The 22,770-nt window shown below is 66.2% G+C and carries 22 protein-coding genes and 1 pseudogene (1 of these 23 running past the window's edge); 7 read left to right on the top strand and 16 right to left on the bottom strand.

The annotated features are described in order from the left end of the window. Nucleotides 1-14 precede the first annotated feature (14 nt). From yidD to H5T65_04845, 5 genes are all read right to left on the bottom strand, one after another. Nucleotides 15-224 carry a membrane protein insertion efficiency factor YidD gene (yidD, locus tag H5T65_04865; GenBank protein ID MBC7258555.1) on the bottom strand — a complete coding sequence of 70 codons (210 nt, stop codon included), beginning with the start codon at nt 222-224 and terminating at the stop codon, nt 15-17. Then, the gene (rnpA, locus tag H5T65_04860) at nt 221-601 is read right to left on the bottom strand and encodes a ribonuclease P protein component (GenBank protein MBC7258554.1); all 381 of its coding nucleotides are present in this window, start codon (nt 599-601) and stop codon (nt 221-223) included. Before rnpA ends, yidD begins: the two co-directional genes overlap by 4 nt. Nucleotides 602-640: 39 nt before the next feature. Beyond that, nucleotides 641-778, bottom strand: a complete 138-nt coding sequence (gene rpmH, locus H5T65_04855; protein ID MBC7258553.1) for a 50S ribosomal protein L34 — start codon at nt 776-778, stop codon at nt 641-643. A gap of 69 nt (nt 779-847) precedes the next feature. Continuing rightward, complete coding sequence (locus tag H5T65_04850; GenBank protein MBC7258552.1) at nt 848-3,382, bottom strand: PBP1A family penicillin-binding protein; 2,535 nt, start codon at nt 3,380-3,382, stop codon at nt 848-850. A 174-nt stretch (nt 3,383-3,556) separates the two neighbouring features. Further along, entirely contained in the window at nt 3,557-5,386 is a 1,830-nt protein-coding gene (locus tag H5T65_04845) for an aldehyde ferredoxin oxidoreductase family protein (GenBank protein ID MBC7258551.1), read from the bottom strand. A 222-nt stretch (nt 5,387-5,608) separates the two neighbouring features. On the opposite strand from H5T65_04845, the gene H5T65_04840 reads away from it, so the two are divergent. After that, entirely contained in the window at nt 5,609-7,258 is a 1,650-nt protein-coding gene (locus tag H5T65_04840) for a S8 family serine peptidase (GenBank protein MBC7258550.1), read from the top strand. Here H5T65_04840 and rfbB read toward each other — a convergent pair. The 9 genes from rfbB to H5T65_04795 all read right to left on the bottom strand — a co-directional run bounded on the left by rfbB (nt 7,253) and on the right by H5T65_04795 (nt 16,687). Next, a complete protein-coding gene (rfbB, locus tag H5T65_04835; GenBank protein MBC7258549.1) occupies nt 7,253-8,284 on the bottom strand; it encodes a dTDP-glucose 4,6-dehydratase in 1,032 nt (343 codons plus the stop codon). The genes H5T65_04840 and rfbB overlap by 6 nt on opposite strands. 77 nt (nt 8,285-8,361) lie before the next feature. Continuing rightward, complete coding sequence (locus H5T65_04830) at nt 8,362-9,765, bottom strand: B12-binding domain-containing radical SAM protein (GenBank protein ID MBC7258548.1); 1,404 nt, start codon at nt 9,763-9,765, stop codon at nt 8,362-8,364. A 168-nt stretch (nt 9,766-9,933) separates the two neighbouring features. Continuing rightward, nucleotides 9,934-11,013: a glucose-1-phosphate thymidylyltransferase gene (locus H5T65_04825; protein MBC7258547.1), complete on the bottom strand. Its 1,080-nt coding sequence runs from the start codon at nt 11,011-11,013 to the stop codon at nt 9,934-9,936. A gap of 13 nt (nt 11,014-11,026) precedes the next feature. Continuing rightward, a complete protein-coding gene (locus H5T65_04820) occupies nt 11,027-11,794 on the bottom strand; it encodes a hypothetical protein (GenBank protein MBC7258546.1) in 768 nt (255 codons plus the stop codon). 3 nt (nt 11,795-11,797) lie between these two features. Then, nucleotides 11,798-12,484, bottom strand: a complete 687-nt coding sequence (locus H5T65_04815; protein ID MBC7258545.1) for a CpsD/CapB family tyrosine-protein kinase — start codon at nt 12,482-12,484, stop codon at nt 11,798-11,800. A 66-nt stretch (nt 12,485-12,550) separates the two neighbouring features. Then, nucleotides 12,551-13,324 carry a hypothetical protein gene (locus tag H5T65_04810; GenBank protein ID MBC7258544.1) on the bottom strand — a complete coding sequence of 258 codons (774 nt, stop codon included), beginning with the start codon at nt 13,322-13,324 and terminating at the stop codon, nt 12,551-12,553. Nucleotides 13,325-13,720: 396 nt separating this feature from the next. Then, nucleotides 13,721-14,413, bottom strand: coding sequence for a hypothetical protein (locus H5T65_04805; GenBank protein ID MBC7258543.1), 693 nt, complete (start codon nt 14,411-14,413; stop codon nt 13,721-13,723). A gap of 23 nt (nt 14,414-14,436) precedes the next feature. Then, nucleotides 14,437-15,144, bottom strand: a complete 708-nt coding sequence (gene rph / locus H5T65_04800) for a ribonuclease PH (protein MBC7258542.1) — start codon at nt 15,142-15,144, stop codon at nt 14,437-14,439. Between the two features lies 1 nt (nt 15,145). Continuing rightward, complete coding sequence (locus H5T65_04795; protein MBC7258541.1) at nt 15,146-16,687, bottom strand: fused MFS/spermidine synthase; 1,542 nt, start codon at nt 16,685-16,687, stop codon at nt 15,146-15,148. Between the two features lie 621 nt (nt 16,688-17,308). Here H5T65_04795 and H5T65_04790 point away from each other — a divergent pair. Further along, entirely contained in the window at nt 17,309-18,028 is a 720-nt protein-coding gene (locus tag H5T65_04790; protein ID MBC7258540.1) for a TVP38/TMEM64 family protein, read from the top strand. A gap of 19 nt (nt 18,029-18,047) precedes the next feature. On the opposite strand, the gene H5T65_04785 is transcribed toward H5T65_04790, so the two are convergent. Beyond that, nucleotides 18,048-19,154 (bottom strand): alanine--glyoxylate aminotransferase family protein, encoded by a 1,107-nt coding sequence (locus tag H5T65_04785; protein MBC7258539.1) that lies wholly within the window; start codon nt 19,152-19,154, stop codon nt 18,048-18,050. Between the two features lie 421 nt (nt 19,155-19,575). Between H5T65_04785 and H5T65_04780 the strand changes: the two genes are divergently transcribed. The 3 genes from H5T65_04780 to H5T65_04770 are packed head-to-tail and all read left to right on the top strand — an operon-like array spanning nt 19,576 to nt 20,874. Further along, nucleotides 19,576-20,406, top strand: coding sequence for an amidohydrolase (locus H5T65_04780; protein ID MBC7258538.1), 831 nt, complete (start codon nt 19,576-19,578; stop codon nt 20,404-20,406). Nucleotides 20,407-20,457: 51 nt separating this feature from the next. Then, nucleotides 20,458-20,652 carry a hypothetical protein gene (locus H5T65_04775; GenBank protein MBC7258537.1) on the top strand — a complete coding sequence of 65 codons (195 nt, stop codon included), beginning with the start codon at nt 20,458-20,460 and terminating at the stop codon, nt 20,650-20,652. 9 nt (nt 20,653-20,661) lie between these two features. Next, nucleotides 20,662-20,874, top strand: a complete 213-nt coding sequence (locus H5T65_04770) for a hypothetical protein (GenBank protein ID MBC7258536.1) — start codon at nt 20,662-20,664, stop codon at nt 20,872-20,874. A gap of 90 nt (nt 20,875-20,964) precedes the next feature. Here H5T65_04770 and H5T65_04765 read toward each other — a convergent pair whose 3' ends face one another. Continuing rightward, nucleotides 20,965-21,192 carry a YtxH domain-containing protein gene (locus H5T65_04765; GenBank protein MBC7258535.1) on the bottom strand — a complete coding sequence of 76 codons (228 nt, stop codon included), beginning with the start codon at nt 21,190-21,192 and terminating at the stop codon, nt 20,965-20,967. Between the two features lie 75 nt (nt 21,193-21,267). On the opposite strand from H5T65_04765, the gene H5T65_04760 reads away from it, so the two are divergent. Then, nucleotides 21,268-21,912, top strand: coding sequence for a hypothetical protein (locus H5T65_04760; protein ID MBC7258534.1), 645 nt, complete (start codon nt 21,268-21,270; stop codon nt 21,910-21,912). Further along, nucleotides 21,899-22,770, top strand: a pseudogene (locus H5T65_04755) (aminopeptidase P family protein); it runs 252 nt beyond the window's last position. Before H5T65_04760 ends, H5T65_04755 begins: the two are co-directional and overlap by 14 nt.

Genomic DNA, 22,770 nt, shown 5'->3' with positions numbered 1-22,770 from the left:
TAGTGAGCCAGGGACTAGGGCACAGGATCGTACCCGCCCGGGTTCCAGGGTTGGCATCGCGCCAGGCGCTTGATTCCCAGCCAGCCCCCCTTTCTCACGCCGTAGCGCTCCACCGCCTCGTAAGTGTAGTGCGAGCACGTCGGGTAGAAGCGGCAACTGGGCGGCAGGCCCGGCGATATGTACTTCTGATAGAATCGGATGAGCGCGAGAATCAACTTCTTCATGTGCCCTCGCTTTGCCCGTGGGCGTCGGCTTCCGACTGCGCCTCCTGGAGCAGGCCGGCTGACGCCAGCACCTGCTCCAGGGCCGCGCCGATTTGCCAGAAATCGGCTTCGGCAGCGGGCCCCCGCGCAATTAGCACGATGTCCCACCCCGGCGCGATGCGCGCCAGCCGCAGGCGCGTCGCCTCGCGCAACAGCCGCCTGACGCGATTCCGCCGCACGGCTTTCCCGATGCGGCGGCTCACGACAAATCCAAATCTGGAATGGGTCAGGTCGTTGGGCGAGGCTCCCAGGGTCAGCAATGCACTGGACCAATAGCGCCCTTGTGCGCGCACCCTCGCAAAATCCGATCTCCGTACCAGGCGAAACTTCCTCTTCATGGAACAGCCGACCACCCAGGGCCAGCCTCTATCCTGCCGCTACACCGTCAGTCGGTGGCGGCCCTTCAGCCTGCGCGCCTTGAGCACATTGCGTCCAGACAGGGTGGCCATGCGTACCCTGAATCCGTGTGTCTTCGCTCGTTTCCGCACTTTCGGCTGCCACGTTCGTTTGGGCATCGTGTATCACTCCTTTGGACAGGGGAATAATAGCCTGCTTATTATACGGTTTTGGGGGGTGGTGTCAAATCAATTTGCGGCCTGCGGGGGCGCGTCCGGGGGGAGGACGGTGAACCGGCGGACCTCGGATGCGATGATGTCGCCGTTGGGCAGGGCGGCCTCCGCCCAGGCCACGTGCGCGCCCGGCTCCATGGGCCACATGACGCGGTACGGTGGGTCGGACGCGCGGCCCACCACAGCCCCGTCCACGTAGAACGTTACGCCATTCAGGCCGGCGCTGCCCAGCGGGCGGGCGCTCAGTTCCAGCGCCTGAACGTGCGCAGGCAGGGCCGCGCTCAGGCGGTACACGCCGTTGGGGTCCGGCGAGGCCAGCGCCAGGCCCTGCGCGCCGGGAATCTCGGCGGCCCGCCCGCCAGCGTGGAGCGGGCAGGTCGCGACGGGCGGCTCGGGCAGTCCTTGCGCCCGCACCCAGTCCAGCGCCTCGGCAGGCCAGAAGGTGAACACGCGCCGCTCCACGAATTCGGGCGGACAGTTGGGCCCGGCCACCAGCCCCGAAAGGCGGTCTATCGGCACGGCGCGATGCCAATCGCAGACCTGGGTCGGCTCCTTGCCCTGGATGAACCACTCCAGGCGGCGGTGCGGGCAATCGGGGTTGGGCAGCAGGCCGGAATCGGCGCAGATTTCCACGCGCACCAGGCCCTCCGGCGGCGTGAAGTCCACCGTCGGCGTCCCGCGCAGGAGCGTCTCCATGACATCGTGCCAGATGGGCGCGGCGCCGGTGATGCCCGACACGTCGCGCATGGGCGAGTTGTCGGCGTTGCCCACCCACACGCCGACGGCCAGGTTGGGCGTGTACCCCACCGTCCAGTTGTCGCGCCAGTCGGTGGTCGTGCCGGTCTTGGCGGCGGCGGGCCGCGACAGGCGCAAGGGGCTATCCTCGCCGAAGGCCGGCGCCCGGGCCGTGTTGTCGCTGAGCACGTCGCTGATGAGGAAGGCCACCTGCGGCGACACGCCCTGCCGCGGCGGCGACGGCTCCCAAGCCGCGAGGACGCGCCCCTGGGCATCCTCCACGCGCAGAATCGCCCGCGCCCGCACCACCTGCCCGCCGTTGGCGAAGGCGGCGTAGGCCTGGGTCAGTTCCAGCAGGCTGACCTCGCCGCCGCCCAGGGTCAGCGCCAGCCCCCATCGGTTGCTGTCGTCCAGCGACGTGATGCCCAGCGAGCGCGCCGTCTCTATCAGCGCCTCAATCCCCACGTGCTGCAAGACTTTCACGGCGACGAGGTTGTAGGAGCACGGCAGCGCCTGCCGAAGGAGCACCGGCCCGTGGAAGCGCAAATCGTAGTTCATCGGCACGTAGGGGTCGCCCTCTCGCGTCGTGAAGGCCTCCCGCGTGTCCACCAGCATCGTGGCGGGCGAGTAGTCGCGGGCGAACGCCGCGGCGTAGGTGATGGGTTTGATGGCCGACCCGGGCTGGCGCAGGGCCAGCGCCGCGTTCACCGCCCCGTCAATCTCGGCGCTGAAGTAGTCCGGGCTGCCCACCATGGCCAGGATGTCGCCCGTCTGCGGGTCCAGCGCCACAACCGCCGCATTGCGCACGTTGTGGTCGGGCTCGCCGGGCTTGCGCTCGGCAAGTTTCTGCAGGTGGCGGCGTACGGCGTCCTCGGCGGCGAGCTGGGCGTCCAGGTCCAGCGTCGTGTACACCCGAAGCCCACCGCTGCGGAGCGTCTCCTCAGGCAGCATCGCGGCCAGGCGCTCGCGCATGTACATCACGAAGTGCGGCGCTGCGATGGGAAACGGCGACGCCGCGAAGTGCAAGATCTCGCGTTCGGCTTCTGCCGCCTGCTCCTCGGTGATGTAGCCCTGCTTCACCATCAGGCCCAGGACGACCCGCTGCCGCTCCTTGGCCGCCGCTAGGTTCGTCAGCGGATTGTACGCCGCGGGCGATTGGGGCAGGCCCGCCAGCAACGCGCTCTCGGCCAAATCCAGTTCGCGCGCCGGCTTGCCGAAGTATGCCTGCGCCGCCGCCTCCACGCCGTAGGCCAGGTTGCCGTAATAGACCTGGTTCAGGTACAGTTCCAGCACCTGGTCCTTGCTCAGGTGGCGGGCCAGACGATAGGCGAGGAAACTCTCCTTCAGTTTGCGCCACAGCGTGCGCTGCGACCGTTCCGCCGGCGACAGGAGCAAAATACGGGCCACCTGCTGCGTGATGGTGCTGCCGCCCGCCAGCACCTCGCCGCCCCGCAGGTCGATCCACGCGGCCCGCGCAATGGCCCAGACGTCCACGCCCGGGTTGGAGTAGAACGTGGCGTCCTCCGTAGCGATGGTGGCCTGGCGCAGGTGCAGGGGAATCTCGTCCAGCGGGACGCTGTGATGCAGTCCCGTGGCGGGGTCCAGAATCTCGTACAGGACGCGCCAGTTGCGGTCCAGAATCTGCGTGGCGGGCTTGGGCGCGGCGGCCAGCAGGCCCTCGGGCGAGACGGGCCACAGCACGGCGGCCGCCGCCAACCCCAGTGCCAACACCAGGACGGCAAGCGCCGCGAAGAACGCGGCGCGTCCCCATCTCCGTTTCTTTTCGCCCATCGGTAATCCCGCCGACACCGCCATTTCACCGCCGAGTGCGCAGGCATCGCAGCGATTTGTGGCCATTTGCTCCGCGCGCCCCGCGCCAGGCGGCAGAAACGCACGACCGCCCCGACCAGGCCAGCCCGCAAGGGCTTCGTCCGCTCAGCGCGAGGTTCAGCCCCGCGCGACGCCCCACCAAGCAACCGCGCAACACCCCTAGGCCAGCCCCAATGCCTTCAGCCGCTCCAGGGTGGGAACGCCGTTCGCGTCCCAGCCCCGCTCCTGGTAGTACTCCCGCAGGAGCAGCGGCTGATCTGGCAGGACGCCCGCGGCCCCGCCGCTGTCGCGCGCCACGGTGAGAACACGCAGCGGCAGGGTGTCGTCGCGGGCCGTTACTCCCAGCCGCACATTGATAAGACGCTTCAGGTTGAACAGGCGTTCCCCGATGCGCAGGAGTTCGGCGGGCGTGATCTCCCACCCCAACGCCAGGTTGAGCCACTGGCAAACGTCCTTCGGCTCAACCTTGCCCCGAATGCTGAATTTGCACAGACCCAGCGGGTTGAACGTGGCCAGGTAGTTCTGCCAGATGGCTGCCATCTTGCCCTGGCCCACGCTGGTGTGGGGGTCGTAGGGTTCGGGAGACCACACGTCCTGTATTTGCACGCCGCCCGCGCCCCGCCAGTGGCACATGGCCTCCAGGTGGCACGCGCCGCGATTGGCGGTGGCGTAGTTGGCACCCATGCTGATGTACGCGCGGGGGTCGTGCATGGGGAGTTCCAGGCCCTTGACGGTTACGTCCATGTCCCTGGCCGCCGGCCCAAGCCGACGGCAGAAGGCGCGCACGCCCTCGCCCAGCCACGCGCCAAGCCCCTCTCGCATCCCGATCTGCTCGGTGAGCGCCACCAGCGCCGCCCCGCTGCTCCAGCGCAGGTCAAGACCGCGCGTCATGTCGGGCGGCAAAAGCCCCCGCTCGGCGGCCTCCATGGCCGTGGCGATGGCCGCGCCCACCGAGATCGTGTCCAGCCCCAGGCGGTTGCAGATGTCGTTGGCGCGGATGATGTTCTCCAGATTGTCCACCAGGCACATGGAACCCATGGCGCCGGCCGTCTCGTACTCGGGTGCGTGGATGTACTCGCCCCCCGCGCCCGCGGGCACGAGTTTGCCGCACCCGATCGGGCAGCCAAAGCAGTGGTAGTGCTTCACCTCGTACCGTTCCACGACGATTTGCCCCGTGATCTTCGCCGCGCCATCGGGCCAGGACCCTTGCAGCCAGTTCTTGATGGGGAGGTCGCCGCTCTGCTCGGCCCTGGCGACGCCGCCCGCCGTGCCCAGTTTCGTGAAGCCGACGGTGTGCTCCTGGATGACCTTGTTCTTCTCCCGCACCGAAGCCCGAAGGCGCGCCTCGTCCACGTAGGTGGGCCGCTTGCGTCCGCGCACGGCGATGGCCTTGAGGTTCTTGCTCCCGAAGACCGCCCCCATGCCCCCGCGACCTACGGCGCGCGCCTCGTGCCCGTCCACCATGATGGCGGCCAGGTGCACCAGGCGCTCGCCCGCAGGCCCGATGGCGATCACGCGCACCTTGGCGTCCGTCTCCTGGCGGATGTGCTCCACCGTCTCGTAGCAGTCCAGCCCCCACAGGTGGCCGGCGTCCCGGATCTCCACGCTCTCCTCGGTGATCCACAGGTACACGGGCCGTTCGGCGCGCCCGACGATGGCGATGCCGTCGTAGCCCGCGAAACGCAACTCCGCACCCCAGTAGCCCCCGCTGGTGGACTCGTTCCAGACGCCGGTGAGGGGCGACCGCCCGCAGACCGAGAACTTGCAGGCCGTGGGCAGCATCGTGCCGGTGAGGAGTCCCGTGACCACGTACACGGGGCTTGCCACATCCAGCGGGGCCAGGTCGGGGCGCATCTGGCGGTAGTACAGTTCGGCCGCCAGCCCGCTGCCCAGCAGGCAGGTTCGCACCTGCTCCTCCGGAATGCGCTCCTGGGAGATCTCGCCGGTTGATAGGTTGACATTGAGGAGTTGCCCTGCATATACGCTCATGCTTTCCTCCTGTCGGTGTAGGTGTCTGACGGTGGTAACCGCGAATGGACGCGAATCCACACGAATAGAAAATGCCCTTCGCGTTTGTTCGCGCGAACTCGCGGTTTCTCCCGCGGGTCGCCCGTACAAAGTGCCCGCATCCGCGGGCGGGCGGCCGTGTCTTGACGATTCTACGTTCGTTATTGTAGTATGGCAAACCAGTTCAGACAACTCGGGGTGAGAATGCGCAGACTCTGGATCGTGCTTCTTGTTTTGACGCTGCTAACGACATCGGGCGGCGGGCCTGCCGTCATGGATTCGCAGGCGCGGCCGCCAGACACATCGGCCCGGTACACCCCCGGCGTCGTTTGGGCGAAACTCGCACCCCACGCCCTCGCCACCGCGGAGCAGGTCGCCGAGTGGGACGGCTATCGCATCGTCGGCCAGTTGACGGGCAACCCCGCGTGGGTGCGGTTGTCGGTGCCCGTAGGCCAGGAGGAAATCGTCGCCCAGGCGCTCCGCGACGCCTACGGCATGGCGGCCGAGCCGGAGTACTTCGTTCAGGCAGCAGCCACGCCCGATGATGCCCAGTTCGGCGCCCAGTGGGCCTTGACGAAGATTCGCGCGCCGGAGGCCTGGGACATCTTCACCGGCTCCCCGGAAGTGGTGATCGCCGTACTGGACACGGGCGCGGACTTGAATCACCCCGACTTGCAAGGCAATCTGTGGCAGAACTTCGGCGAGATTCCCGACAACGGCGTGGACGACGACGGCAACGGCTACGTGGACGACCGCTGGGGCTGGGACGTGATCCATCACGATGGCCTCCCCATGGACGATCATGGCCACGGCACCCACGTGGCGGGCATCATCGGGGCGCGCGGGAACAACGGAATCGGCGTGGCAGGCGTCCTGTGGCGTTGCCGACTCATTCCCGTCAAGGTGCTGGGTTCGTCGGGAAGCGGCGACTATGCGGGGGTGGCCGATGGCGTGTACTACGCCGCCAAGAACGGCGCGCGCGTTGTGAACATGAGTTTCGCCGGTTCGGACTACAGCCAATTGTTGCAGGATGTCATCAACGACGTGGCCCGGCGATACGATGTGGTGTTTGTGGCCGCGGCGGGCAATTGCGCATCCGGCGGAACGGGGTGCGGCTCCGTGAACCCCATCATGTATCCCGCTGCGATGGAGAACGTCGTTTCCGTCGCCGCCACGGATTCGGCGGACCAGCGAGGCGCGTTCTCGGAGTACAACGCCTTTGTTGACCTGGCCGCGCCCGGAGTGTCCATCTATAACACGACCCGCGGCGGCTCCTACGGGAATAAGAGCGGCACGTCCATGGCCTCGCCCCACGTGGCCGGACTGGCGGGGCTGATTCGCGCCCTGCGGCCCGCCTGGAACCGCGAGCAGGTGGAAGCCCACATGAAGGCCACTGCCGCCAAAGTCGGGGGCATCCTCTACGACGAGAACGGGCGCAACGATTACTACGGCTACGGGCGTATAGACGCGGCCGCCGCGCTGTGGGGGCTTGTGGACCCGCCGCACCTGGCCGCCTCGGCGACGGAGTGGATCATCCGCGCCGAGCCTGGGCAGACGATAGAGGCGTCGCTGGTGATCACCAACACGGGCGACGTGCCGATGGACTGGGCGGCGCAAGTCCCGCCCGACGCGAGTTGGCTGCAACTAGAGCCGGTGAGCGGGACGCTTGCGCCTGGCGCGCACGTCGTGCTCAAACTGGTGGGCGCGGAAACTCTGGCGCCGGGCCTGTACCGAGGCCGCTTCAGCATCACGTCCACGCACCCGTTTTGGGATGGCGACGCGCCGCAGGTGGACGTGTACCTGCTCATCCTGCGGCAGACCATGCGGCTGCTCTTCCCATTCGTGTTCCTATAGCGCCTTCTGCGCTTTGGCAAGGCGCTCGCCGTACTGGCGCTTGTAGTACTCCAGATACTCGCCGGTCTTCAGTTTGCGCCACCACCACTCGTTGTCCACGTACCAGCGGACGGTCTTCTCCAGCGCCTGCTCAAAGGTGTGGCGCGACTGCCATCCCAGCGCCTTGATCTTGTTGCAGTTCAGGGCATAGCGGCGGTCGTGGCCGGGGCGGTCGGCCACGTGCTGAATCAGGCTTTCGGGCTTGCCCAGCAGGCGCAGCACAAGCCGCGCCATATCAATGTTCCGCGTCTCCACGCCCGTGCCCAGGTTGTACACCTCGCCCGGGACACCCTTGTGCAGCACCACGTCAATCCCCTCGCAGTGATCCCACACGTACTGATAGTCGCGCATCTGCAACCCATCGCCGTAGATGGGAAGGGGCAGGTCGTCAATGGCGTTGGTGATGAACAGGGGCACGGCTTTCTCCGGATACTGGTACGGGCCGATGTTGTTGGAGCCGCGGGTGATGGTCGCGGGCACGCCGAAACTGACGAAGTACGCGTGCACCATGTGCTCGCCGCCGGCCTTGCTGGCCGAGTAGGGACTGCGCGGCATCAGCGGGTCCGTCTCCACCGAAGCGCCGTCCAGCACCTCGCCGTAGACCTCGTCGGTGCTGACCTGATGGAAACGCTCCAACTTGAACTTGCGGGCGGCCTCCAGCAAGACGTAGGTGCCGAACACGTCGGTCTGGATGAAACTCCCCGGCTCCATGAGCGAACGGTCCACGTGGGTCTCGGCGGCGAAGTTCACGATGGTGTCAATGGCGTGGTCGCGGATGGTCTGCTCCACCAGCGCCGCGTCGCAGATGTCGCCGCGCACGAAGGCGTAGCGTGGGTTCCCCTCCAGGTCGCGCAGGTTGTCCAGATTGCCCGCATACGTCAGTTTGTCGTACACGACGACGTAGTAGTCGGGGTGGTGCTCCAGCACGTAGTGGACGAAGTTGGAGCCAATGAAGCCGGCCCCGCCGGTGATCATCAAGCGTTTCACGTCCAGACTCTCCCGTTTGGATTTCTGCCCTTGCTTGTAGGGGCGACCTGCGGGTCGCCCGTACAGAGGCCCGCTGCCTATCGCGCCGGCGCAAGCCCGGCCATGCGTAGCAACTTGCGCGCGATCTTCTTGGGCGAGGCGTATCGCTTCCAGTAGCGGCGAACGGTGCGCCGGAACTGATTCCACGGTTTGCGCCGCTGGGATTCGGCCAGCGCCCAGCGCAGGAAGTCGTAGTCCATGCCCTTGATCTTGGCCTCGGTGGGCGAGCGGCGGTACTGCTCGTGGCTGGTGATGAGCGACAGGTCGTTCTCTACGCAGTAGTCAAACAGGTCGCTGCCCGGATGGGGCGTGTAGAAGGCAGGGCTGTAGTAGTCGGGGTCCATCTCCTTCAGCATGGAAATGGTCTCCATCACTTCTTCTTTCGTCTCGGTGGGGATGCCCAGCATGTAGTTGGCCCAGATGGCGATGCCGTTCTTGCGGCAGATGCGCGCGGCCTCCAGGTTGATGGCGCGGGTCGTCCCCTTGCGCAGGAACTTGAGGACGCGGTCGCTGCCGCTCTCAAACCCGATGAAGTAGCCACGCAGGCCCGCGTCGGCCATCAGGCGCACCATGTCGGGGTGCTTCACGATGATGTCGGCGCGGCTCTGGCAGAAGAAGGGCTGGGTGAACCCCTCGGCCTTGTAGGCGCGGCAGAACTCTATCACCCACTCGCGGTCTTCCGTCAGGCAGTCGTCGTGGAACATGAACGACGCGAAGTGATAGCGGTCGCGCAGGGCCTTGAGTTCGGCGATGATGTTGGGCACGCTACGGCGGCGCACCTTGCGGCCGAACAGCCGTCGCTCGGCGGGCTGGCAGAAGTTGCAGTTGTACTTGCACCCCCGGCCCGCGATGATGGTCAGGAACGGCGGCGGCAGTTCCTCCACAAAGGGCACTTCGGGCGAGTCCAGCGTGTACCCGAACCTGCGCCACTCGTTCAGGAACAGTTCGCGGTCTGGGAACGGCAGCGCGTCCAGGTTCGGCATCTCGCCGACGAGGATGCGGTCGGATGGTCGGTTGCCCTCCTGGATGGCGCGCAGGAGTTTGGGGAACGTGATCTCGCCCTCGTGGGTTACGATGTAGTCTATCTTGGGGTTCTGGGCCACCTCGTCCAGGGCCAGGGTGGGGTGCGGCCCGCCCACCACAATGATGCTGTCGGGCAGTTCCTGCTTCACGATCTCCACCGACTGCATGACGGGGTCGTAGTCCACGCTCATCATCGTGAACCCGAGCACGTCGGGGCGGCGCTGGCGGATTTCGCTGCGGAAATCGTCCCATCCCTTGAGCGCGCGCAGGTCTATCAGGTCTATGTCAAACCCTTCGGCCTTGGCCGCGGCGCTGATGTGGGCCAGACCGTGGCTCACCCAGCCGGCCTCCATCCCCTTGCCCAGACAGTCAAACCCATATCCCGCGATGCCGGGATAAACCAGAGTTGTCTTTATCATCTGCACCTCTCCGAAGAGTCTGTAGCCGTTAGCCTTTAGCCGCTAGCCATTAGCCGTTAGCCTTTAGCAATCGGACATCGACCTCCAATCTGAACGCCAAATGCCGATGGCTGAACGCTGATCGCTAATGGCTAAAGGCTAACGGCTTCCTGCTGCCCGCTGTCCTTACTATCTCCCATTGCCGATGAGCCCCACCTTGCTGTGATCGCCCAGCATGAGTTTGTAGGCGCGGGGCTTCAGCGGCGAGCGCGTGATCTCCACATTGCGCCCGATGAGCGAATCCTCAATGCGCTGGTCTATGTCCACGATGCGGCTGTTTTCCAGCACCACCGAGTGCTCTATCTCCGCGTCCTGAATCAGGCAATGGTGGTAGATGCTGGTGAACGGGCCGATGTACGAGTTGATGATCTGCGTTTCTTCGCCGATGATGGCCGGCCCGCGGATGATGCTGTTGACGACGCGCGCGCCCCGCTCCACCACGACCTTATTGTACACCTCGGAACTGGCATCCACCTCGCCCAGAATCTGCGTCTCAAAGGTGTCCAGCACCAGGCGGTTGGCCTCCAGGATGTCGCTCATCTTGCCGGTGTCAATCCACCACCCGCTGACCATGGACGCTTTGACGTTCAGCCCCTTGTCCACCAGATACTGGATGGTGTCCGTGATCTCCAACTCGCCGCGCTTGGAGGGCTTGATGGCGTTGACGGCCTCCCACACGTTGCGGTCAAACATGTAGATACCGATGACGGCCAGGTCGCTGACGAATTCCTTGGGCTTCTCCACCAGGCGCACAACGTGGCCATGCTCGTCCAACACGGCCACGCCCAGGGCCTCGGGGTTGGGCACCCTGTACAGCAGAATCTGCGCGTTCAGCGAGTCGTCCTGGAACGTCTCCACGAAAGGCACGATGCCATCGCGGATGAAGTTGTCGCCCAGGAACAGCACGAACCGCTCGTCGCCCAGGAAGTCGCGGGAAATCTTGATGCCGTGGGCGATGCCCAGCGGAGCCTCCTGCTGGATGTAGGTAACCTTGGCGCCGAAACGGGAGCCATCGCCCACCGCCTCGCGGATCTGGTCGCCGGTGTCGCCCACGACGATGCCCAGGTCGGTAATGCCGGCCTCCACCAGGTCTTCTATGACGTAGAACAGGACCGGCTTGTTGGCCACCGGCACCAGTTGCTTGGCGCCGGTGTACGTCAACGGCCGAAGCCTTGTGCCCTTGCCCCCGCTGAGAATCAACCCTTTCATCGCGCCTCCTAGACTATCGCCGCGCCTTCTTGACAGGATGCGCCGGGGCTACCTCGTCGCTGTCGCCCAGAATCGCGGCAGGGTTTGTTGTAACCAGGCTCCATGCCTGTGGCCCGATAACCCTCTCCGCCTCTCGCGCCGCCTCCGTCAGCGACGGCGGGCGGTGATTGGCCGAGTGCGCGTCCGAGGCCAGCACATGCACCCATCCCCGTTGCAGAAACGCCGTCGCTGCCGACTTCGCCTGCGCCCCGAACCCGCCCAGGATGCTGGTGGTGGTAATCTGCACCAATACGCCCCGTTCCACCAAAGGCCCCAGTCGTTCGGGTGCTGCGGCCAAGGACGCGTTGCGTTCCGGATGCGCCAGAATCGGCTTGTAGCCTGCCACCTGGAGCCGGAAAATCGTGTCGTCGGTGTACGGTGGTAGGACGAAGAACGGGAGTTCCACCAGGATGTACCGCGTAGATGCAATGGGCCACGCCAGCCCTTCCGCCAGCCAGCGCAGGATGTCCGGCTCCAGGCTCACCTCTGCTCCCAGGTGCACCTCCACATCGGTCTGATGGCCCGCAAGATACCGCCGCAGGTCTCCCAGCCGCCGTTCGCACTCCTCGCGGTCCAGCCCCGCCATCGGGATGTGGGGCGTCGCCACCACTTGCGCGATGCCGTCGGCCAACGCCACCCGCGCCATGGCCAGCGCCTCGTCGGGCGTCTGCGCGCCATCGTCCACGCCCGGCACAATGTGCGTATGCAGGTCAATCAGCCCTGCCGCAGGGAAGTGCGCCATTCGCTACCGCGTGCCCTCGGCGGCGTAGTATCGGGTGAGCAGCGTGTCGGCCTGCACGTTGGTCAGGGCCGCGCCGATGATGCGCGCGTTCGCCTTCTCCAGCAGGGCCTTGGCCCGCTCCACGTAGTCGCGCTTGGCTCTGCCTGCCTGGACAACGAGCAGCACGGCATCCACCTTGGAGGCCAGGATGGCGGCATCGGCCACGGCGACAACCGGCGGTGCGTCTACCAGGACGATGTCGGCCCGCTCTCGCAGCGCCGCGAGGAGTTCCTCCATGCGGCGCGAACCGAGCAACTCCAGCGGGTTGGGCGGGATGGGGCCGCTGGTGAGAACCGACAGGCCGTCCACCCCCACCGACCGGAGCGGCGGCGACTTCAATGCCTCGGCGCTCATCAGGGCCGTGGTCAGCCCCTCGCCGTTGGGCAGGTTGAAGATGGAATGAAGCGAGGGCCGGCGCAGGTCGCAATCCACGACGATGACCGTGCGCCCCTCCTGGGCCGCGACGACGGCCAGATTGGCCAGCGTGGACGACTTGCCCTCTTCTGGGCTTGCGCTGGTGAGCATCAACGCGCGAATCGGCCTATCCAGGCCGGCGAAATCAATGCTGGTCAGCAGCGTGCGGTACGCCTCGCTGATGGCGGACCGCGGCTGCGCGACGGTGATCAAGTTCTGCAGGGTCTTCTCGCTCATCTGCAAGCATCCCTCCATAAAGAAACGGCTACGGCCGAGGCCCGCATTCGGGCGCGGGTTCCGCCGCTATAGAATCTGACTGACAACCGCAAACCCCACGGCCCCCACGATAAGCCCCAGGCCGAAGTAGAGCAGCGTTTCGGGCCGAATGCGGGGGAGTAGGGCCTTGCGGCGCGTCGGCGTCGCTTCGCCGCCCGCCGGAATGGAGCCGAGCACCACCAGGCCGGTGATGCGCTCCACCTGCTCCGGCGTGCGCAGCAGGTCGGCCTGAACCCACTCCAGGAAGAAGACGATCACGCCCGCCAGCAGAAGGCCAACCACGCCCCCCACGATGAGGTTGATCTTGAGTTTCGGCGAGAACAGTTCGTACCGCGCGCTGTCAATGATGGCAACTTCTATGCGGTCGCGCTTGTCCTGCTTCTCGTTCCAGGCCGCCCTGTCCTCCGCGAAAATCTCGGCCACTTTCTGCGCGATGGTTACCGCCACAGCAGGGTCGGTATCCTTGGCGTCAATGCGAATGGAGAAGTTGGAAGGGTCAGGGCTGACGGTAACCTTGCTCAGCAGGTCATCGGTGGACATGTCCAACTGGCCGCGCTCAATGGCTCGCTGGGCGGTGTTGTGGCTGCGAATCTGCAGGGTGTAACTGCGGAGCAGGTCCTTGGCGGTGTTGCTCAGGCCCCAGTCGGCGCGCGCCGGTTCCGCCCGCAGGACGATGCTCGCCCGATACACCGGCGTCTGCATCTTGCCCACCAGCACCGCCACGGCCGCCGTGAACAGGGCCAGGAAGATGAAGATCCAGCCTCGCTTGCGGATAATGTCCAGGTAGTCTCGGAATTCCAATCCCGCCTCCTAACCGTTGTCGTCGGTCAATTGTACCACACCTGCCCCGCGCGGGCAAAGGCCGCCCTGCCCGACGCGGGCCACGATCATCCGCGAATCACACGAATCTACGCGAAGGGTGTTCCGCCCGACGCTGAAGCATCGGGCTGAACGGGCGAAGCCCCGAAGGGGCTTTGTTCTTTCAGCGCGGGGGTTCAGCCCCGCGCGACGATGCGACGATTCATCCCCACCCGCGTGGAGCAAGTTGCCAATTTGCTCCACATCTCCGCCCACGGCCAGGGGGACGGCCGAAGGCCGGGGGTGAGGTGCGCCTTCACCCCGCCCCGCGCGACGCCCCTCACCCTAGCCCACTCCCAGCGGGAGAGGGAACGCGCCCCCTACACGGTGCCCCCTAATTCACAGCCGGCGGCGCGAGCGGGGTATCTCGGCCAGCACGTCAAGCCCCATCCGCGCCAACTCCTGCCGGCTGCGCACCGTGTCGTCCAAGTAGTCCCACAGGAACGCAATCCCAACGCCCGCCAGCAACGCGATGAGCAGACGCAGCGGCAGGTCCAGGCGTTCCCGTAGACTGCGCCCCGCCACCCCGAAATGCGGGCCATCCACCCGCCGCACGACGGCATCCTCTGCCTGCAGGAAGCCGAAGAACTGGGTGCTTTGCTCCTCCAGGACGGCGGTGATGGCGTCGGCGATGGCGCGAATCTGCGCCGCGTCGGGCCAGGCCACGCTGACGTTGAGAATCCGGTGGAGTTTGCCCGTCTGGGTGGCAGCGCCGATAGCAAGCCCCGACACCTGCACGCCGTGCCGCGTCAGTTCCGCGCTGACGGCATTGCTGAACTCGCTCCGCCGAATTACCTCGGCCAAATCGTCCACGAAGTATTCCGCCGTCAGCCACGTGTAGTAGCGGTCGTAACTGTAGTAGTCGCCGGTCTTCGGTTCGGGCCTGATGCCCACGGTGAACGCCATGGATGCCGTGTAGGTCGTGGGGGCCGGCCTGGCCGTCAGCAACGTGATGGCGCCCACCAGCACCGGCAGCAACACCCAGACCCACCATCGTCGTTTCAGGATGCGCCAGTAGGTTCTCAATTCCATACGCCACTCCTTGCCTGCGCGGTTCACGCCAGGGCCTGCTCCTGGGCCGCCAGGAGCAACCCGATGCCCCGCTGGGCCATATCCAACAGCCGCAACAAATCGGCGTGGGAGAAGGGCTGCCCTTCGGCGGTGCCCTGAACCTCCACGTATTGACCCTTCGCGTTCATCACCACGTTGAAATCCACATCCGCCGCCATGTCCTCGTCATAGCACAGGTCCAGCAGAGGCTCGCCGCCCACCATGCCCACGCTCACCGCCGCCACCGGCGCACGGAGCGCCCCTGGGGGCACGGCCCCCTCCGCGATGAGCCGCCGCACGGCCATGGCCAGCGCCACGTATGCGCCCGTAACGGCGGCGGTGCGAGTTCCCCCGTCTGCCTGCAGCACGTCGCAGTCGGCGATGAAGGTGCGCTCGCCCAGGAGCGACAGATCCACCGACGCCCGCAGGCTCCGCCCGATGAGGCGGCGAATCTCCTGCGTGCGGGCGGTCGGGCCGGCGGTCTCGCGGGGCGTGCGCGTCAGGGTAGAGCGGGGCAAGAGCGAATACTCCGCCGTAACCCATCCACCCTTGCCCAGCCGATGAGCCGGCACCCCCTCTTCCACCGAGACATTGCACAGCACATGCGTATCGCCCAGGCAGATGAGGACCGACCCCTCGGCGTACTTGGTGAAGCCGGTGGTGATGCGAATCGGACGCAGTTCGTCGGCGCGGCGGCCATCCTTCCGAGGCATTTCACTCCCCCAGCACATAGCGCAGAATGATTCGGTGAACGATTTGCTCCACGGGCGCGCGGTCATCGGTGAACACGGCCCGCGCCTCCGTTACCTCCCACATCAAGGGCAAGACCCGCGAAGCCACGGCTCGCAGGCGGGCGTCGGCCAGGCTCTCCGCGTTCGCCCGGAAGTTGTCCAGCGTCGTGGGCTGGCGCGTCCCCACCACCAGGCAGGACGCCAGGCTTCCGTCGCGGTCGGGCGTGTCCAGCACGTACACGCTGGGGAAGACGGTGCGCATGGTCTGGGCAATGGCGTTCACCAGCGAGTAGTCGCCCGGCGCGCGCCCCACGTTGATGGCCGCCACGCCGTCGCCGGCAAGATGGTCGTACACCTCCCGGAAGAACTCGCGGGTCGTCAGGTGGAACGGGATGTACGGGGGACGGTAGGCGTCCACGGCGATGACAGAGTATGCGCCCGGACTGTTGTGGAGAAAGTACCGCCCGTCCTGCACGATGACGCGCAAATTCGGCTCGTTCATGGCGAAGTACTCGCGGCCCACGCGGACGATCTCCGGGTCAATCTCCACGCCGTCTATGCGCACGCCGCCGTACACAAGCGCGTACTGCTTGGACACGGTGCCCGCCGCCAGCCCGATGAGGCACAGACTGGAGACCTGCGAGGGCGCGAACGGCGGCGCGTTGAACAGCGGGGCCACCAGGAAGTAGTCCCACACCTCGCCGGTCAGTTCCTCGTGCGGGTTGTACACCGAGTGCACACCCTGGCCCTCGTTGAGGCGCAGATAGATGTCATCGCCCCAGCGCACAACCTGGATGTAGTTGTACGCCGATTCGGTTTCGTAGAGGAGGCCCTCGGAAGCCTTCACGACGCCCGACGGCAACGCCACCGCAGCCGCCGCCAGGACGAGGCCGCAGGCGGCGTACACCCACGCGCGGCGGGCGCGGGCCATCGCCAACCCCACCACAGAGATGACCAGCAGCGCGAGCGAGAACAGCCAGAACGTTCGGCGCGTGCCCATGGCAGGGATGAATATCAGCACCGGCGCGAACGTGCCCACGATGCTGCCCAGCGTGGAGACGGCGTACATCCGCCCGGCGGCGTGTCCCGCAGAACCCACATCGCGCACGGCCAGGCGCACGGCGAAGGGCGACACGAACCCCAGCAGGATGACCGGCGCGGCGAACAGCAGCAACACCCCCACGAGCGACCCCGCCAGCAGCCCCACGTCGTAGGCGGCAAATCCGCGCACGGAAAGCGAAAGCACGGGTCGGGCCGCGAACGGCACCAGCCCGATGAGCAGGGCCGCCGCGCCGGTGATGCTGTAGAACGTCGTGGCGTGCGGCGAACGGTCGGCGACGCGGCCACCCAGGTAGTAGCCCACCGACAGGTACACCAGGATCAACCCGATGAGATTCGCCCACACGATGAGCGAATTGCCGAAGTAGGGGTCCAACAGCCGCGCAGCCGACATCTCCACCGCCATGGTGGTCATGCCGGAAACGAAGACGGCCAACGTCAGGAACCCTCGCTGTCCCCTGGGCATTCCTCTCCTGCCAGGTCTGCGGTCTCCGCGCGACGCGCATTCCGACTTGTCAGACTACGGCGCATTATACCCGCGCAGATGGCGGTTGGCAAAGGGCCGAACCCAGGGGCTCGGTTCCATTGTGTTGGTAAGCAAGCCGAGGGTATGGGGAACCGCGAATCGCGCGAATAAACGCGAATGTCTATTTCTATTCGTGTTCATTCGCGTTTATTCGCGGTTACAACCTCTCCGCTCCGCCGGCGAAGAGGGGGAACGAGGGGGTGAGGTCGGCATGGCCGCAGGGCTTCGCCCCTTCAGCCCGATGCTTCAGCGTCGGGCGGCGGGGTGCAGGCGCACCTCACCCCCGGCCTTCGGCCGTCCCCCTGGCCGTGGGCGGAGATGTGGAGCAAATTGCCAATTTGCTCCACGCGGGTGGGGATGAATCGCCGCATCGCAGCGCGGGGCTAAACCCCCGCGCTGAAAGAACAAAGCCCCTTCGGGGCTTCGCCAGCCCGCAGGGCTTCGCCCCTTCAGCCCGATGCTTCAGCGTCGGGCGGCGGGGTGAGGTCGGCACACCGCGAGGTGGGCGCTGAACCGTGGCCGAGGTTGACGGCATACCACCCCGCGTTTTACACTACAGGCATGGACGCCGGACAGAAAGTTCCGCAGCGGATAAAGCACGCCATACGGCAGGCGGCATGGGGGCTTGTGGTGCTCCTGGCGGTGGGGCTGGTCGTCCGATTCTGGCAGCCCTTGCTGGCCCTCGTCTCCCAGCAGGACAATCTGCGCCGTTGGGTGGCGGGGTTCGGCTGGGCGGCGCCGCTGGCCCTCATCGCGCTACAAGCCGCGCAGGTCATCCTGGCCCCGCTGCCCGGCCAGGTGGTGGGGCTGGTCTCGGGCTACCTGTTCGGCGTGTTCTGGGGCACGGTGTACAGCGCCATCGGCGTCCTGCTGGGGGCGTGGGCGGTGATGACGCTGGCCCGCAAACTGGGCCGGCCCTTTGTGGAGCGCGTTGTGCCGCCCGCGCACCTGCGCCGGTTTGACGGCTGGATTCAGCGGGCGGGGCCTGCGGCGTTCTTCGTGCTGTTCCTGCTCCCCTTCGTGCCCGACGACTCCATCAGCATCCTGGCGGGCCTGACGCCCATCCCCATCTCGCTGCTGATGACTCTCGCGGCCATCGGGCGGCTCCCCAGCCTTCTCGCGGCGGCGCTCATCGGCGACCTGTCCGCAAGTCTGACCGCAGGCCAATGGCTGGGGCTTATTGCGCTATCGGCGGCGCTCGGCGCACCCGTTCTCGTGTACCGGCGACGGCTGGAGTCCTGGGTGGAGCGACTGGCCGCGAAGTTCGGGCGGCGCGACTAGGACGCACCGCGCCCTACGTTCAGGCCAGGCCCTTCATGCGCAAGAAGTCGCGCACCGCCGAAAGCAACGCGTCTATGTACTCCTGCGTCGTGGCCTTGCCCATGTGCCCGATGCGGAAGATTTTGCCCTTGAGCGGGCCGATGCCGCCGGCAATCATTAGCCCGCGCTCCTTTTCCAAGTACGCGGCCATCTCGGAGACGGGGAACTCCGGCCGCGCCCGCACCGCCGACACCACCGGACACGAGTACCGCCCCTCCACCAGCATGGAAAACCCCATATCGCGAAGTCCCTGCCGAACCTTCTCGGCGGCCTCGGCGAATCGGGCGAAGTGATGTTCCAGGCCCTCGCGTCGGATGCGGTGCAACGACGTGTTCAGCGCGCGGACGACGCTGGTCGGCAAGGTTACGGGGAATGGGTGCCAATCCGCCCAACGAATGGAATAATCGCGCCACGTCCGCAAATCCAGGTACCAGCCGTGATTGCGCGGGCCGCCCTTGTCCATCAACTCCCACGCCCGCTGGCTCACGGAGACGATGGACAGCCCAGGCGGCGCTTCCAGCGCCTTGTTCGCCACGGTAACCAGGAACTCAATCCCCAGGCGATCCACATCCACCGGAACGCCACCTGCCGACGCCACAGCGTCCACGATGACCGGCAACCCAAACTCGTGGGCCACGCCGACGATCTCGTCCAGCGGGTTGAGGACGCCCGTAGAGGTTTCGTGATGCACGAAGGCCAGCGCCTTGATGCCGGTATCCTGCGCCAGGCGCTTGCGCAGCCGTTCGGGTTCCACCGGCGTTCCCCACTCAAAGTCCTCCACCACCGGCTCCAACCCCGACCCCCTCGCCACGGCGGTCAGGCGGTCGCTGAAGAAGCCGCTGACGGGAATGAGCACCTTCTCGCCCGTGTGGAGCAGGCTGCCCATGCACGCGTCCAGGCCGGCCGTCCCAGGCCCGGACATCAGGAAGACATCGCCCGAAGTGCCCAACACCATGCGGGTTAGGTCTTGCGTCTCGCGGTACAGGCGCACGAAGTCGTCGCCGTAATGGGCCACCACCTGCTCGCCCATCACGGCCAGCACATCCTCAAAGACATCCACGGGGCCGACGATGAACATTTTCTTCATGACCTTCCTCCTCACAGCGCCATTGCTTTCGGCAGAACGGGGCCATTGTAGCACCGTCCTGGCCTGCGCGCAAGATTCCCGCGAACGGGACATGCCTCCAAAGTTTGTTGGTGCCCGTAATTAAGAGTGGCGAAGCCCCGAAGCAATCCCCGCGGGGAGAGGGCTAGGGTGAGGGGGCGACGCGCGGGGCTAAACCCCCGCGCTACGGGCGCGAAGCCCCCGTTGGGACTACCCCCAACCCGCAGGGCTTCGCCCATTCAGCCCGATGCTTCAGCGTCGGGCGGCGGACCCACGCCTCGCCCCCAAGGACGCGCGGTTGAGCAACGTGCGCCGCACGTTCCCTACCCAGATTGTTCAATCCCCAAAAACCTGCTATACTTGGAGCCGACGGATTACACACGCTCGGCACAAGGAGCAAGGAATGGCAGAGTGGCCCGTCATAGACTTCCACGTCCATGTGGCGCGCCCTGAAGACTATCACCCGTGGGTCGTGGAATGGATGCAGTCGCTCCTGAAGGGGGCGTCCCTGGAGCAATTCCGCGATCTGATGACACCCGAAGGGTTGCTGATGGTGATGGACGACTGCGGCATATCCCATGCGGTGATCCTCCCCGACATGCACCCCAAGACCGTGGGCCTCGTTACCAACGAGTTCGTCGCCGAGTTCTGCCGCGGCCACGACCGACTCATCCCCTTCGCCAGCGTGAACCCGCACCTGGTGCCCAGCCCCCGCGAGGAATTGCGCCGCTGCCTGGACGATTTGGGCATGCGCGGGCTGAAGATGGCCCCTACCTACGCCCACTTCTACCCTAACGACCCGTCGCTGTACCCGTTGTACGCCCTGGCCGAGGAGCGGCAGATTCCCGTCATGTTCCACACCGGCTCATCGGTGTTCAAGGGGGCCAAAATCAAGTTCGGCGAGCCGGTGCTCCTGGACGAGGTCGCCGTGGATTTCCCGAATCTCACCATCCTCCTCGTTCACAGCGGGCGCGGGTTCTGGTACGATCAGGCGGCGTTCCTGGCGCGCCTGCACCCGAACATGTACATGGAGATCGCCGGCCTGCCCCCGCAGAAACTGATGACCTACTTCCCCGAATTGGAGCGCCTGGCCGACAAGGTGATCTTCGGATCGGACTGGCCCGGCCTGCCGAGCCTGAAGAAGAACATTGAGGACATCCGCGCCTTGCCGCTGTCGGACGAGGCCAAGGCGAAGATCCTGTACCGAAATGCCGCGCGCCTTTTGCGCATCTAAAAATCGGAAACGCGTTCCAACCCATAACATCACAGAAAGGAGATTCTCAAGATGAATTGGCTCAACTTCCTCAAGGTCATGGAGATGGACGAGAAAGCGGCTTGGGAGAAGTACAACCTGGCCGCCAGCCTCGCCGAGGACCCCGAACTCAAAGCCATGTTGCTCAAACTGCGCGACGAGGAAGAGATCCACGCCGACTTTCTGGCAGACCAGTACCGGAAACTAGAGAAGATGCTGCAGAAGTAGGAGGCCGACATGCCCAAGATCACCCGCGATACCAAACTGACCGACGCGTGGCAGATGGCCATCCGTCGGGAGAAGGCCGCGCTGGAGTTCTACACGCAGGCGCTAGAGGTGGTGGACGACCCCGCGCTGAGGAGCCTGTTCACCTACCTGGCGGGAGAAGAGAAGAAGCACTGGACGATGCTCCAGGACGAGTACGACAAGCACTTCATGCCGGACAACTAGCGCGCGTTCCGGCACACCCAACGCAGACCGGCAAAGCACGAGGCGCGGCCCGGCGGCCACGACCCCGTGCTTTGCGCTTTCTGCGCGCACCTATTCGGCGGCCGGACGGACGCCCTTCTTCGCTCGCTCAAACTCCTCCATCAGTTCCTTGCGGCGGGCCTCGTAGGCTTCCATGGCCTCGGCCTTGATCTCATCCAGCCGCTTGCGGAGATACTCCTGCGTTTCTGCGCCGGACTGCGGAGCCAGGAGCACCCCAGCCGCCGCACCCACCAGCGCCCCACAAATCACGCCGCCGAGAAACAGAATCGCTCGCCTCATACGCACCTCCTCGTTTGCCACAATGGCTTGCTTTATGTTACCATAGTCCAGGGCAGTTGGCAAGGAGGCCGGCAGATGATGCGCCGCGAGTCGGACAGGACGCGCCTGGTAAAAGAACTCAAGGTGCGCAAGGTTCACGTGTACCCGCGCCTGTGGTCGCTGCTCACCCCGGATGTGGCGGCCAGGTTCTCCAGCCAGTGGGAGCCGGTGGATCGGCTGGCGCAACTGCTGCTCCAGATGCCGGTGGGCGCGTTGCAGTTCCTGGCGGAAAGCCCAACGGGCGTCTTCATCATCAGCCCGGCCGAGACGGGATATGTCCCCGGCCCGGCGTCTATCGGCAAGATCAAGGCCGAGAATGTTGTGTTCGTGTCGGCGCAGGCGCTGCTGGAGGCCGAGACCGACGCGCTTCGGGCCATCGCGCACCTGTACGACCATCTGCTGGGGTGCATGGGAGCCGCGGGCGGGCCGCGCCTCTCCGACGGCGTCGGCATCGCGCCCGCCTGGACGGAAATCGGCGCGCAGATCGTGCGCCTGTTCGCCCTGGAGCACAACCCCGACCCCATCTGCCGCAGGAGCGCGGCCGACTACTTCGCGCAGTCGCTGGCGCTGTACATCACCCAGCCGCGCGCGCTGAACGTAGCCGACCCGAACATGCACAAACTGCTCCGGCGCTCCTTTTTCTCCGAGACTTTCTGGAGGCGAACGCATGCAGAACAATAGACCCCTGTTCGTTGAGCGAATCCGCCGCGTGGCCAGCGACGCCCAGGACCGAGGGCTGGCGGGGCTTGCCGTCGTTCCCGGCCCCAACCTGCGCTACCTGGCCGGCCTCGCCCTGCACGCCAGCGAACGCCTTATGCTGACGCTCCTTGCGCCGGACAGGCCGCCCGCGTTCGTCGTGCCCTCGTTTGAGGCCGATCGGGTTGCGGGCGCGGCAGCAGTGCCCGGCGACGTGTTTGCCTACACCGACGAGGAAGGCCCGCAAGACGCGCTGGGCCAGGCGTGCCGCCACCTGGGTTTGGTCGGCGAGCGGGTGGGAGCCGAGTCGATCCACATGCGCCTGATGGAACTGCAATGGTTGCGCGAGGCGGGCGTGGAGGTCGCGGCCGCCGACGACATCTTCGCGGGCGTGCGCCTGCGCAAGGACGCCGCAGAACTTGCCGCGATGCGCGAGGCCATCGCCCGCACCGAGCAGGTGCTGCGCGCCTTCCTGCCCGAGATACGCCCCGGCCGCACCGAGCGGGAACTGGCGTCGCGGCTGCGGGCGATGCTGCTGGATGCGGGCGATGGAGACATTCCCTTCTCGCCCATCCTGATCGCGGGGCCAAACACGGCATTGCCCCACGGCACGCCGTCCGAGCGCCCGCTCCAGACCGGCGACCTGGTCATCTTGGACTGCGGCCTCTACTACAACGGCTACCTGTCGGACATCACCCGCACGTTTGCCGTGGGCAGCGTGGAGCCGGAACTTCGGCGCGTGTACGAGGTCGTGTTGGAGGCCAATCGCGCCGGGCGGGAGGCGTGCAAGCCGGGCGTCGCCGCGCGCGATGTGGACCGCGCCGCGCGAGGCGTGATTCGCGA

This window comes from Chloroflexota bacterium, from assembly GCA_014360805.1.
In the GTDB taxonomy this organism is placed as follows: Bacteria; Chloroflexota; Anaerolineae; order DTLA01; family DTLA01; genus DTLA01.
Note: the sequence above shows the minus strand (reverse complement) of the source record. Positions and strands in the feature narration are given on the sequence as shown.